We start from the raw sequence: 13,179 nt of genomic DNA, 5'->3' as shown, positions 1-13,179 counted from the left end.
CATGATTAATCATTTTGTCCATGCTCTGGCATTTTCAGCTGAGAAACATAAAAACCAGCGACGTAAAGATGCACAAATTACGCCGTATATTAATCACCCCATTGAGCTAGTTAACGTTTTAGTGAACGAGGGCGGAGTGATGTCCTGGGATGTACTGTGCGCAGCGCTCTTGCATGATGTCATTGAAGATACACAAACGACCGAAGAAGAATTAGTTGCTCAATTTGGTAAAAAAGTCGCTGCCATCGTGATGGAGGTTAGTGACGATAAGTCCCTTACTAAAGAAGTGCGTAAACGCTTGCAAATTGAACATGCTCCTTTTGCTAGTCACGAAGCTAAGCTAGTTAAACTCGCTGATAAGATTTGCAACCTGCGTGATATGTTGGCCGCGCCGCCAACAGGCTGGGATCTTCAGCGTAAGCAAGATTATTTTGCCTGGTCCGCTGCCGTCATTGCCGGTATTCGGGGAACGAATTCGAAGATGGAAAAGATTTTTGATGGCTTAATGGATCAGGTGCATCAAATCCAATAGTCTGCTTTCTGTTTTAGTGCTAAAGCTTGCCAGCTAAATTCAAGCTCCATAAAGTAACATACCGGGTGAATTGCTATGGGTCTTGATGGCTCGTAATCGATAGCTCGCCCCACATGACAATATCCATATCGACCAATTGCCAACCTTTGTGTTGAAAGCCAATATCAAAATCATCTGTGGTTTTACTATGCATAAAAATCTCGGTGAGCGATGCTTGCTCGTCTTTGGGAGTGGTCTCTGAGAAGTAGATGAGATGCTGACCTTCACTAGAGAGATTCACCTCTGTAAAGTCCTGACTCCCCACACTAATACCAATATGCTCATCATATTGCGCTAGAAAATTAGGTGGATTTTCCGTGATAAATGAACCACTTTTCCACAGAAAACCACAGTTAATCTCCTTATTGTCTTTACGGTAGGTCATACGCTCTGTAATTTGAAATTCATTTTTAGGTGAAATTCTAAAAGGCATAGAGGATTCCGTTGAGTAGTAACTGAAGTAGTAACTGACGTTAGTGGATTATGAGGCGATCTTTTTGGTGAGATCAAAGGCAATCACATCCGATGGGTTAAGTGCACCCTTATCTAACACTGCGCAGGTTAGAAGCCCGTTGACTCTGGCATTTGGATGGATATCAATCGATTTATAGTGAATATCGCCGTGAATCAGTGCACCTGGATAGACCTCAATTTTTTCATCTACGGTAATGGTGCCTTCAATCGTCCCAGCAACAATCAGATTGGTGTAATGCAAATCACCGGTAAGGACCCCATCTTTGTCGATCACTAAGGTTCCTTTACTCTCAGGCGCTTCTGTAATATTACCCACAAAATGACCTAAAACTCGGATATTGCCATTACCCTCCAGGTTTCCAAGCACTTTAGATCCCGAACCAATTTCATTAGTAAAGGATAGTTGTGAGCTAGTTTGTTTTCTATCAAACATCGTTATTCATACCTTAGCTTGCTAGTGTTTGACACTGGAGTTCGCTGCATATTGTTCATGATGTATTTCTCAAGAATCTAAATTTGGTTGCCAACAAATCAGTTAATTCATGCTGTATCGAAACGGGACCGTCCGCACGCTTAACTGAATTATTGACATGGCTTTATCTTGTTCTTGACAAGCCAACTTGTCCAATCAATTTTTACATTTTTTACGAGATGAAATTTCGTTGCAGAGCAACAAGATAAACTGCTTTGTAAGTGCTTGATTCATTTATGCAGTGGTCAAACTTTTGAAAGATATGTGACAAAAAATGACGTAATTCCATTAAATAAATAAGGTGATTATCTGAATAATTGCTCCATACATGTGCATACATATGCCGGAGAGATAATTTAATGAGTATGGAGAAAGACTGCAGTAGCCCATCCACTACCTACGCCCACATCAACCGCCATCCCTTTCATTTCTTCATAAAAACCTCTACGCTGAACTTATCTAGCTACAGAGGGATCAATAATGCAAGTTTCAGTTGAATGCACTCATAAGCAATTACGTTTATTTAGATTGGTCATGGACGCACGGACTATTGTTGTCTTGTTGATCATTTTGATGATCTGGCAAATCATGAAAATTCTCCATATTCTTTAAATTCCTAAAATAAGCCTCCTTCAAAGGATCGCGGTAATATTCTGATCATGAATGACCCTGCATTCATAAGTTACTTAGGAGGCTCTCATGGATGATTTCATGGACGATTTGGTATATAAAAAACATGGCAAAGGTCCTGCTGTAGCCTCTTCTGCTGATACCTCACCGAACTCATCTAGCGCAAATTCTCCATTACCTTCATTTGCCCAGCTCCAAGAAAAGCAGCGCAGTGAACTCATTGAGATGGCTCAAGTGCGCTTTGGTATTAAGGGCAGTGCTGTGCAAATCAATTTGGCGCCATTACAGATTCATGTGGGCATGACTCAAAAAGAAATCTTTAAGGCCTTATTAGATGCCCCAGAAGCTGAGCACGCTGATCAAGTGCTCTATGCATTGGCTAAAGGGGAGATTGATGCGGATATGGCCAATCAAATCTTAGCTAGCTTGGCACTTTTAGATAAGTTTAAGAAAATCAAAATAGAGTCCTAAGAGACTAAGGGCATGACCTTAGGCCCATAACCCTAAGGGCGTCAATATTCTCAATATAGGGGGGTGGATGAGCCTGACCCCCGGCACTGACAGAATTGGGTTTGGCTGCTTCGTTCCCGACCTGACCAGGTTATCCAAACCGCCATGCGGGGAGGCCCATCCAATTCCATTTTAGCTTGTTAGAATGGAGCACATGACAGCATTGGCTTTAGCCCGTTCGTGGCGCCCTAAAACATTCTCCCAATTGGTAGGACAAGACCATGTGGTTAAGGCTTTAACCCATGCCTTAGACCAGGGTCGACTACACCACGCTTGGCTCTTTACAGGCACTCGCGGGGTCGGAAAGACTACCATTGCCCGAATTATGGCCAAAGCCCTCAATTGCACTGGGGAAGATGGCCAAGGCCGCATGACCTCAGAACCTTGCGGGAAATGCCCAGCTTGCCTAGAAATCGATGCAGGACGCTTTGTTGACTATATTGAGATGGATGCTGCGAGTAATCGCGGGGTAGACGACATTGCTGCTCTATTAGAGAAGGCAGCCTACGCACCCAGTAATGCACGTTACAAGGTTTACATGATTGACGAGGTGCACATGCTCACCAATCATGCCTTTAATGCCATGCTCAAAACCCTCGAAGAGCCACCTGAACATGTGAAGTTCATACTAGCAACTACCGATCCTCAAAAGATCCCCGTAACCATTCTGTCGCGTTGCTTGCAGTTCAATCTCAAGCAAATGCCCGTACCGCTCATCGTTGAGCACCTAGAAAAAGTGCTCGCTGCAGAAAAAGTCGACTGTGACACCAATGCACTGCGTGTTTTGGCAAAAGCAGCGCAAGGCTCGATGCGAGATGCTTTATCGCTGACTGATCAAGCCATCGCCTATGCTGCTGGCAAAGTATCTGAAGAAGCGGTGCGCGGCATGCTTGGCACTTTAGATGATGCCTATCTCATTAAAATCTTAGATGCACTCATTGCCAAAGACGGCGCAACACTATTGGCAATCGCTAATGAGATGGGTGAGCGCAGTATGTCTTTCTCATTAGCGCTGGCTGATCTATCTAGTCTTATTCAGAAAATTGCAGCCGCGCAAATTGTTCCCGAGTCAGTTTTAGAAGATTGGCCAGAAGCTGCAGAAATTCGTCGCTTAGCTAGCGTACTGACAAAAGAAGAAGCACAACTCTTCTACCAAATTAGCATTACCAGTCGTCCCGATTTATCACTCGCACCCGATGAGCAAACTGGCTTTGCCATGACACTCCTGCGGATGTTGGCTTTTCGTCCCGGCAATGACACTCCTAGTAGGGTGGTGAGTAACAGCGGCAACTCCGCACCGCCAGTAGCATCGGCAGCAAGAGCCTCTGCACCAGCAAATCAAACCGCTGCCCCAGTCAGGTCTGCGCCTGCAGCTTCAGCGGCTCCAGCAGCTAAGCCTGCTGCATCAGTACCAACTGCATCCAGTGCAGATCGTCCAGACTGGCATGCCTTGATGCGCCAGTTGCCGATTAAAGGTTTAGTGCAACAGTTAGCGTTTCAGACAGAGTTACAAGATTGGGAAGATTCACCAGCAGGTGTGCGCGCCATTGTGGTGACGCCTATGCCGCAATTAGCTTCTGAAGCCTCTGTTGGTCGTCTTGCAGATGCATTAACAGCACACTTTGGAAAGCCCGTGAAAGTAGTAATAGAGAAGGGTGAGGTCGAAGGTAAGACCGTAGCTAAAGTCGATGCCCAAATACACCAAGAGAAAAGACAAAACGCAGAGCAAATGATTGCGCAAGATCCATTTATTCAGCAATTAGAAAAAGAGTTTGGAGCCAAAGTAGTGGGTGGCTCTGTGAAGCCAATCTAAAGATCAGAAAACATAAGGAAATAAAGCGATGATGAAAGGTGGCCTTGCGGGTTTGATGAAACAAGCCCAGCAGATGCAAGAGAAGATGAAAGTAGCGCAAGAGCAATTGGCCGCACTCGAAGTCACCGGCCAAGCTGCTGGTGGTTTAGTCAAAGTCACTATCTCTGGCAAACACGAAATGAAACGTGTGCAGATTGATCCACGTGCAATGGATGATCGTGAAATGCTTGAAGACTTATTAGTTACTGCCTATACAGAAGCATTCAAGCAAGTAGAAGCTGCTAGCTCACAAGTAATGTCTGGTGCTACTGCGGGTATGCCAATGCCTCCTGGCTTTAAGTTGCCGTTTTAATCATTCATCAAAAACTGTTCATTTAATGGCACGTCAAGAAGCTCCGCAAGATGCCCTTGGTCGTTTGATCGAGGCATTGCGCGTATTGCCTGGAGTAGGACCAAAGTCAGCACAGCGCATGGCTTTCTATCTGCTGCAGCATGATCGCAATGGCGCAGCAGTGCTTGCTCAGTCATTGGGTGAAGCCGTTGAGACTGTAGGTCACTGCGCACGTTGCAACACCTTCTCCGAAACCCAAATCTGCGGCACTTGTATGGATGACCGTCGTGATCCATCCTTACTATGCATTGTGGAAACACCCGCTGACCAAGTGATGGTCGAGCAGACCATGAGTTTCAAGGGTAATTACTTTGTATTAATGGGGCGTATCTCACCACTGGATGGCATGGGCCCCAATGAAATTCATTTTGATCGACTACTCAATCGAATTGAAGCGCCCGATACTGGAGTGCCAGTCAGGGAAGTAGTTCTGGCAACGAATTTCACCAGTGAAGGTGAAGCTACAGCCCACTACATTGGTGAAGTACTTAAATCCAAAGGCATCAAAGTTACCAGAATCGCCAGAGGTATTCCGGTAGGTGGTGAGCTCGAGTATGTCGATGCAGGCACCTTGGCCAGAGCGCTCATGGATCGCCGCTAATGTCTTCAAAGCTCAATGGTCACCAAATCGACATAAACTCTAGGTAAATTACCTCTTTTTGGGGATAATTTGGTCTGTACTCCTGTTGAGCTTCAATCTCACGCCGTGCCTAACCGAGCTGTCTTGTTGTTACCCCGGTTGATTTGGCCTTTAGTTACTTCTAGTTTCTTTTAGTGATTCATTGGTCGTTGATGCTAAGTATTGTGAAATTGTGAATGCCCCACAAATCCTATCTTCTCCTGTTGAGCTTGCTTGCTGTCCTTGGTAGCACGACTGCGCACGCCCAGAAGGCGGGTTCTGGTTCGGATCAGATTGCTACATTTGCATCTCCCATTGAGAGCTTTCCTACTGAGGGGGAACTCTTTGGATTGCCAGTCAATGTCCACGGGCAAACTACGTATATCAATCAGCGATATAACAACTTCACATCCTCGTATTCCGGCATGCGAAGTCTGTCCAACGATAAGGCGATGAGCTATACCTGGTCAGGCACTTTATTTCTTGGTGCTCGTATCGCACCAGATACCGATATCTATTTCAATCCAGAAGTGATTTCTGGAGTACCTTTTTCTAACTTAAATGGCTTAGGTGGTTTCACAAACGGTGAGGCGACAAAAGCTAATGGTGCGCAAGCCAAGTTTTACTCTGCTCGTGCCTTTGCGCGCCACACAATAAATCAAGAGGGCGATAAAGTCGTTCTAGAGAATGAAGCGAATCAAATTACGCAAACTGTCAGCAGTAATCGCGTAGTGCTCACTGGCGGTCAATTTTCTACACTCGATATTTTTGATGACAGCCGTTATGCCAAAGATCCCCGTATTCAGTTTATGAACTGGGGCAATATGACCTATCTAGCCTATGACTATGCAGCCGATGCGAGAGGCTACAGCTGGGGCTTGGCAGGCGAGTGGTATCTCGATCACTGGGTCATGCGCGCCTCACGCATGCTCGCCCCAAAATCACCGAATGGCCGCGATCTCAATTGGCAAATCTTCAACACCTATGGTGATCAAGTAGAGGTAGAGCGCCAACACCATATTGCTGATCTGCCTGGTAAGGTCAGTGTCTTAGCTTATCGCAACAAAATGATGTTGGCACGTTTCTCGGACGCCACTAATTACATTGATCAAAATCCCAGCACTCGCCAAGGGACCCAAGCCATTAATAATGTTCGCAACAATATGCAGTACAAAACCGGTATTGGTCTGCATGGTGAGCAGGCTCTAACGAAAGATCTTGGTATCTATGGTCGTGCCTTTACTTCCGATGGTCATACCGAAACGATGTCTTTTACTGAGGCAGATAATTCCATATCTGTGGGCATGGGCATGAATGGCACAAGTTGGAAACGGCCGCATGACAGTATTGGTATCTCTGCAATGCAAAATGGTTTATCAAGCTATCGTCGCGGCTATCTACAAGCAGGAGGCGTGTCTTATTTCATTGGCGACTACGCTGGCCCAAGTCAAACGATTTCCTATTCACCTGAGCGGATTGGTGAGGTCTATTACAACGCCATCGTCATGAAGAATGTTTTAGCAGGCCTGAACTTTCAGCACATCATCAATCCGGCTTACAACTCTGCCCGCGGACCAGTCAACATCCTGTCATTTAGAATTCATGCTGAGTTTTAAGCCTTTCAAGGCAGCTTAGAATAATTATTTCTTTTAGAATCAATCAGTTATAAAACTCCAATAATTCGACTTTTGGAGTTTCTCACCTATAATCCTCTAATCCCCTTGTAAGCATAGATAAACCTGTGTTTTGGGCTACAAAAACAGTATTAGTACAGATTTAGAGGTAGCCGATTTGATTTGCGGCCAGATAAAAACGAGCGACATGATTATTGCTATTGCAATCCCCATCAAACGGGTTGCCTGTGTCGTTGCCTCTCTATTTTTTGCCTCCTCTGTGTTTGCCCAAACTAATGCTCCGATTCCGGCCAGCGTCACAGTTCAAGTGAGTCAATCCAATGATTTTTTATCGACTCCGCCAGTAGTTAGTAATGAGACTGCTAACCCCGCCAATGCCCAATCACTATTTGCACCGGTAACGAAGAGCGATACCCCCAAGATTTATACCAAGGGCGCTCCATCTGGTCCAACGGATATGGATTTGCGTCAACTGTGGAATGAACTCAAACTCAATAACCCACAGTTATCTTCATTGCGTGAGTCCTATTTATCCGCAAAGGCAACTGTGCCGCAGATCAATGCGCCAACTAACCCTCAGGTTGGTTTGGTATGGTCGGGCATGCCAGTAAACTCCCCATTTGCATTGGGTGGAGCAAATACACCAACGTCACAGAACCCCAATGGGATTAGCAGTAATAACGCGATCTCGATAGCTCAGCCATTTCAGTTCCCAGGCAAGAAGAGTTTGGCATCCGATATTGCCAATACCAATGCTGAGGCGCTCTTAGCGCAAAGCGAAGCTACCTATTTACAGCTAGGCGCTCAACTATCAACTCTGTATTACGGCGCATTAGCATCACAAAAGCAATTGCAAGTCTTAAAAGAATCTGTCATGCGCTTGGAGATGATTAAGAACGTAGCAAAGGCACGTTACTCTAATAATGCAGCTGCTTATGTTGAATACCTCAACGCACAGGTATCGCAAAGCGCGGCGCAAGCAGATCAATTTAATGTTGAACGTCAGCTACAGGTAGCGCTCAACAATATTAATACTTTGGTGGGTCGTCACTCGAGAGAAAAACTCGTGTTGCGTGGCGATGTTCGCCGTGCCATGAACAGTGTGCCGACTTTGATTGAGCTAGAGGATTACGCTGAAACTAGTCATCCGTCATTGAAGAGTTCTGCTTTGCAATTAGATGCTGCTCGTAAGGGTGTTGATTTGGCGAAGAAGGCTTATTTGCCCGAATTTCAGGTGATTGGTTCCTCGTATACGCCTCGTGGACCATTTTCAGCCAACAATGGTGCAATGTTCTATCAGTTTGAGCTTGATCTCATCATTCCGCTGTATTTCTTTACCAAAGAAAAGTATGGGGTAGAACAGGCGCAGCGTAATCAAGCGGCTGCAGAGGCAGGCAATATCTCCAATCGTCAACAAATTGTGTTGGCTGTGAATAGCGCTTATGCTAGCTACGAACAAGCTAAGAATCAAACCCAGTTTCTGAAAGAGCGCCAAGTTCCTCAAGCGGATGCTGCTTACAAAGTGGGCTTAACTCAGTACTCAAATAACGGTCAGGGATTTAACGATTTGCTGACAGCGCAAACGCAATTGCGCAATCTTGAAGTTCAATTAGCGCTTGCGGAGAGTAATCTACTGCAAGCCCAAGCGGTATTGCTGGTGACATCTGGCAAAGAACCTTTTTAAGGAGCAGTTTTGAAGGACCAAATTCTTTCTTTTCTAAAGCAGTTAGCCGATAAGGCAAAGCCTATCACCGATAAGGCCTTGCGCTTTGGCGGTCATCGTTTGCAGTTAGCTTTTGCTAGCGTTGCTGGCCTCTATTGGAACTTGAGCCCACAAAATCGCCATCGCGTTCGTTTGGCTGCTGTTGCATTCGCTATTCTTTCAATGGGTATCGTTTTAGGTCGCATTACCAACGTCAATCGCAACGTTAAGATCGAAGTCTCTGATAAAGCATTGAAAGTAGAAAAGAGCGGCATTCTGGAACTGAAGTTGGCAGGTATAAAACTCAATCCAGAAGTATATGTTTTCCAAACTGCTGAAAAAGTACAGGTACCAGTAGACATCAAAGTGACTGGTCGTCTGGCCTTCAATGCAGAAAAATCTAAAGTATTGTCTGCACGTGCACCAGGTCGTGTTGAGCGTATTTTTGCTTTTGATGGCGCGCAGGTGAATATTGGCTCTCCAATAGTTGAGCTCTATAGCCCAGAATTTCTCTCTGCCCAGCAAGAGTATTTACTCTCCTCTAAGACTGCAAGAGTTTTGGAATCTAGTAAGACGATGAGTGACTTGCTAGGTGATGCTCGTATCACCCAACAAGCTGCCGCAAATCGTATGCGCAATCTTGGTGCTGGTGATGGTGATATTAGGGCGATTGAAACTACTGGCAAAACACAAAGTAACTTATTGATGCGCTCCCCCTTAAAAGGGGTCGTAGTAAAGCGTAGCGTTGAGCCAGGTGCCACCGTGAACTCTGGTGATGTGATAGCTACTTTGGCTGATCCAAAACAGTTATGGTTTGTGGGTAATGTGTTTGAGCAGGACTTGCGCTTAATTAAGCCAGGTCAAAAAATGGTTTTACAAGTTGAGGCATATCCCGATAAAGAATTTGTGGCCTATGCAAACTATATTGCGCCGACGATCGATCCACAAACCCGTGCCCTATTGGTTCGTGCTGAGATTGAAAATGACGATGATCTCTTGCGCCCCGATATGTTCGCCTCAGCTAAGCTGACTACCGGTATGGCCAATGCCATTGTCGTACCACAAACAGCGGTAGTGCGAATTCGTGAGATGCGTTACATCATTGTTAAAGTCGGGGATGAGGCCTACCGTCGCCTTCCCGTAAAGGGCTATGATCTGAACAGTAAGACCTTTGCGATTACTGAAGGTGTTGAGCCTGGCGCACGAATTCTAGCTGAAGGCGCCGTCTTGTTAAATGATCGATTTGCGAAGCAGGAAGACTAAGTGAGCGCATTTACCTCCTTTATTCGAGGCGTACTTGAGAAACGCGTGCTGGTCATCGTTGGCTCAGTCGTGCTCCTCGGCTTAGGGATGTTCAGTCTTTCTAAATTACCGATTCAGCCATACCCCGGGGTTGCGCCATTAACCATTCAGGCGATTTCTCAATGGCCTGGCAGAAGCACTACTGAGGTAGAGCAGCAGGTCACCATTCCGGTTGAAAATGCCTTGGCTGGTATTCCTGGTTTACAAGCCTTCCGTTCGGTTTCTTTATTTGGTTTGTCTGTTGTAACGCTGAAGTTCAATGATACGACCGATCCTTTTAAAGCGCGCCAAACTTTCATTACTAGCTTAGCTAATGTGAGCTTTCCACCTGGGGTCACATCTAGCATTAGCCCAGACTCCGATGCCACTGGCGAGATCATGCGTTACGAGGTGAAGTCGGATTACGCTTCATCTACACAATTAAAGACGCTACAGAACTACGAGATCTATAAGGAGCTCAAGCAAACTCCTGGCGTAGCTGATGTCTCCTCATTCGGTGGAAGGGTTCGCCAGTATCAAGTCATCGTCAGTCCAGAAAGTTTGCAATCCAAAGGCGTGACCGTCAATGATTTGATCGCTGCCTTAACCAATGCCAATAGCAATACGGGTGGTGGACTATTGCCCAGTGGCGAGCAGCAATTTGTGGTGCGTGGTGTAGGCCTCCTAAAAAATATTGATGACATTAAGCGGGTTGTTATATCAAACAACAATGGGGTGCCGATTCGAATTGGTGATGTTGCCAGAGTGGAGATTGGTAATGCGCCGCGTTTGGGCATGTTCCAGTTCAATGACAACCCAGACTCAGTTGAAGGCATTGTTTATTTACGCCGCGGCGAAAATGCCACAGAAGTATTGGCCCGAGTTCGCAACACTGTAGAAAATATCAACAAACAAGTACTCCCACCCGGAATTGAAGTGGTGCCGTTCTATGATCGCCAAGTGCTGTTAGACATCACTATCGGTACTGTTAAACATACCCTGTTCTTTGGTATCTCCTTAGTTTTGGCAGTACTCTTTTTCTTCTTGGGTAATTTGCGTGCGGCAGCAGTAGTAGCTGCGGTAATTCCATTGGCTCTCTGTGTCTCATTCATTCAGATGCACCTGTGGAGTGTGCCTGCCAACCTGATTTCCTTGGGTGCTATTGACTTCGGCGTGATCGTGGATTCTGCAGTCATTCTGACTGAGAATGTCATGCGTCACTTAGAAGAGGGCGGTAAGCGCCTCAATCAAAGCATTATCTTGGCAACAAGTGAAGTGCAACGCGCCATGATCTATTCCACAGGGATCATTATTGTTGCCTACTCCCCATTGTTCTTTATGGGTGGAGTTGAGGGCATCATCTTTAAGCCAATGGCATTCACGATGGGCTTTGCTTTGATAGCCGCGATGATTCTGAGCTTAACTTTTTTACCTGCCATGATCTCCCTGGTATTTGGTGAGAACTTGCATCACAAACCACCAGGATTTATTACTAAGCTCCTAAATGCTTACAAACCGCTCTTGAGAAAATGGATGGACCGTCCATTAACAGTGGTGTCTGTTGCGGTGTTTGTTCTGGGGCTCACCTTATTAAGCGTTACTCGTCTAGGAACCGCCTTCTTACCAACCCTAGAAGAGAACAATATTTGGCTTCGCGTCACTTTGCCAAATACAGTGGACTTAGATTATTCCGTCAAAATTGCCAATCAACTGCGTGAGACTTTCTTGAAGCAACCTGAGATTGAAAAGGTTGCCGCTCAAATCGGTCGACCTGATGATGGTACTGACTCCACGGGTGTGTTTAATCAAGAATATGGCCTCTATCTGAAGAGTCCGGACAAGATGCCAAATGGCTCTAGTAAAAAGGATTTAATTACCCATTTGGAGACGGAGCTCAATAAGATCCCTGGTATCACTTATAGCTTCTCGCAATATATTCAGGACAACGTAAACGAAGCACTCTCTGGCGTGAAGGGCGAGAACTCCGTCAAAATCTATGGAACCGATTTAGAGGTTCTGGATCAAAAAGCCCATGAGGTGATTAATCAGCTCAAAAAAGTACGCGGCGTAGCGGACGAAGGTATTCTGAAAGAATTAGGTCAGCCAACTTTAAATATTCAGATTGATCGAGAACGTGCTGCACGTTACGGCATTAATGTGAACGACATTCAGACGGTGGTTGCTAATGCCATTGGTGGTGCTGCCGTCACAAACCTTCTTGAAGATGAAAAGACATTTGGCATCGCCATTCGTTTAAATGAAGGCAGTCGTAATGACGTTGCCGATATCGGTCACCTCTTAGTGGATGCTCCTAATGGGGCGTCTATTCCTTTGTCGATGGTCGCTACGGTTCAGCTTACTGATGGGCCATTTTTTATCTATCGTGAGGCAGGTAAGCGCTATATTGCGATTAAATTTAGCGTACGTGGCCGTGACTTAGGTAGCGCTGTGGAGGATGCTCAGTTCTTGGTTGAGCAAAACATTACCTTGCCGCCAAACTATTCGATTAGTTGGGATGGTCAATTTAATCAAATGAAGCAGGCGCAGAAGAAGTTGATGCTGATCGTGCCTTTGGCATTGCTGGGTATCTTCTTGTTGCTAGTAAGTGCTTTTGGTAATTTCCGGGACGCAGTGATTGTGATGATCAATGTGCCCTTTGCCGCCATTGGTGGAGTGCTTGCTTTACATCTCGCGGGCGAGACTTTAAGTATTTCTGCTTTCTTTGGATTCTTATCCTTGTTTGGTATTGCGATTCAGGACGGTGTGATTCTGATCTCCTTTATTAATAAGACGGCTGCTACTGAGCATGGTGAGATGAAAGATGTGATGGTAGAGGGTGCTTCATTGCGCGTTCGACCAGTCTTGATGACAGCTGCACTCTCAGGCTTAGGTTTATTACCTGCTGCTTTATCCCACTCTATTGGCTCTGAGGCTCAACGTCCTCTAGCTTTAGTCATTGTGGGTGGTATGGTGACGACGACTATTTTGACCCTCTTGGTGTTGCCAGTAATATATGGATGGTTCCGAGGTCGTGCATTAACGAAGACGGTAAAAGCCTAGGGCTGTTAAGAAGGTACTGATA

11 protein-coding genes and 1 other RNA gene are annotated in these 13,179 nt (G+C 45.7%); 9 read left to right on the top strand and 3 right to left on the bottom strand.

The features are described 5' to 3' along the window. Positions 1–4 precede the first annotated feature (4 nt). Positions 5–532 carry an HD domain-containing protein gene (locus FD967_RS06255; protein WP_215327208.1) on the top strand — a complete coding sequence of 176 codons (528 nt, stop codon included), beginning with the start codon at positions 5–7 and terminating at the stop codon, positions 530–532. Between the two features lie 73 nt (positions 533–605). On the opposite strand, the gene FD967_RS06250 is transcribed toward FD967_RS06255, so the two are convergent. Then, complete coding sequence (locus tag FD967_RS06250) at positions 606–1,004, bottom strand: hypothetical protein (RefSeq protein WP_215325099.1); 399 nt, start codon at positions 1,002–1,004, stop codon at positions 606–608. A 48-nt stretch (positions 1,005–1,052) separates the two neighbouring features. After that, positions 1,053–1,478 carry a polymer-forming cytoskeletal protein gene (locus FD967_RS06245; RefSeq protein WP_215325097.1) on the bottom strand — a complete coding sequence of 142 codons (426 nt, stop codon included), beginning with the start codon at positions 1,476–1,478 and terminating at the stop codon, positions 1,053–1,055. A gap of 738 nt (positions 1,479–2,216) precedes the next feature. Between FD967_RS06245 and FD967_RS06240 the strand changes: the two genes are divergently transcribed. Continuing rightward, entirely contained in the window at positions 2,217–2,618 is a 402-nt protein-coding gene (locus tag FD967_RS06240; RefSeq protein ID WP_215325095.1) for a hypothetical protein, read from the top strand. Positions 2,619–2,681: 63 nt separating this feature from the next. Here FD967_RS06240 and ffs read toward each other — a convergent pair. Next, positions 2,682–2,779, bottom strand: an RNA gene (ffs, locus tag FD967_RS06235) — signal recognition particle sRNA small type. 32 nt (positions 2,780–2,811) lie between these two features. Between ffs and dnaX the strand changes: the two genes are divergently transcribed. The 7 genes from dnaX (at position 2,812) to FD967_RS06200 (ending at position 13,157) form a co-directional block, all read left to right on the top strand. Then, entirely contained in the window at positions 2,812–4,470 is a 1,659-nt protein-coding gene (dnaX, locus tag FD967_RS06230; RefSeq protein WP_215325093.1) for a DNA polymerase III subunit gamma/tau, read from the top strand. A gap of 28 nt (positions 4,471–4,498) precedes the next feature. Continuing rightward, entirely contained in the window at positions 4,499–4,822 is a 324-nt protein-coding gene (locus FD967_RS06225) for a YbaB/EbfC family nucleoid-associated protein (RefSeq protein WP_215325091.1), read from the top strand. A 25-nt stretch (positions 4,823–4,847) separates the two neighbouring features. Further along, a complete protein-coding gene (gene recR, locus FD967_RS06220) occupies positions 4,848–5,462 on the top strand; it encodes a recombination mediator RecR (RefSeq protein WP_046330301.1) in 615 nt (204 codons plus the stop codon). 215 nt (positions 5,463–5,677) lie between these two features. Continuing rightward, entirely contained in the window at positions 5,678–7,096 is a 1,419-nt protein-coding gene (locus tag FD967_RS06215; RefSeq protein WP_215325090.1) for a carbohydrate porin, read from the top strand. Positions 7,097–7,226: 130 nt separating this feature from the next. Further along, entirely contained in the window at positions 7,227–8,798 is a 1,572-nt protein-coding gene (locus FD967_RS06210; protein WP_251368988.1) for a TolC family protein, read from the top strand. Between the two features lie 9 nt (positions 8,799–8,807). Beyond that, entirely contained in the window at positions 8,808–10,079 is a 1,272-nt protein-coding gene (locus tag FD967_RS06205) for an efflux RND transporter periplasmic adaptor subunit (protein WP_215325089.1), read from the top strand. Beyond that, positions 10,080–13,157, top strand: a complete 3,078-nt coding sequence (locus FD967_RS06200; RefSeq protein WP_215325088.1) for an efflux RND transporter permease subunit — start codon at positions 10,080–10,082, stop codon at positions 13,155–13,157. It begins immediately after the preceding gene. Positions 13,158–13,179 lie beyond the last annotated feature (22 nt).

Source organism: Polynucleobacter sp. JS-Mosq-20-D10 (assembly GCF_018687755.1).
Classification (GTDB): domain Bacteria; phylum Pseudomonadota; class Gammaproteobacteria; order Burkholderiales; family Burkholderiaceae; genus Polynucleobacter.
This window is presented reverse-complemented; position numbering and strand designations above follow the sequence as displayed.

Bases quoted from the DNA above. Each gene is read 5' to 3' on its own strand.
- FD967_RS06240 (WP_215325095.1), top strand. From the start codon at position 2,217: ATGGATGATTTCATGGACGATTTGGTATATAAAAAACATGGCAAAGGT.
- FD967_RS06225 (WP_215325091.1), top strand. From the start codon at position 4,499: ATGATGAAAGGTGGCCTTGCGGGTTTGATGAAACAAGCCCAGCAGATG.
- FD967_RS06245 (WP_215325097.1), bottom strand. From the start codon at position 1,478: ATGTTTGATAGAAAACAAACTAGCTCACAACTATCCTTTACTAATGAA.
- FD967_RS06250 (WP_215325099.1), bottom strand. From the start codon at position 1,004: ATGCCTTTTAGAATTTCACCTAAAAATGAATTTCAAATTACAGAGCGT.
- recR (WP_046330301.1), top strand. From the start codon at position 4,848: ATGGCACGTCAAGAAGCTCCGCAAGATGCCCTTGGTCGTTTGATCGAG.
- FD967_RS06215 (WP_215325090.1), top strand. From the start codon at position 5,678: ATGCCCCACAAATCCTATCTTCTCCTGTTGAGCTTGCTTGCTGTCCTT.
- dnaX (WP_215325093.1), top strand. From the start codon at position 2,812: ATGACAGCATTGGCTTTAGCCCGTTCGTGGCGCCCTAAAACATTCTCC.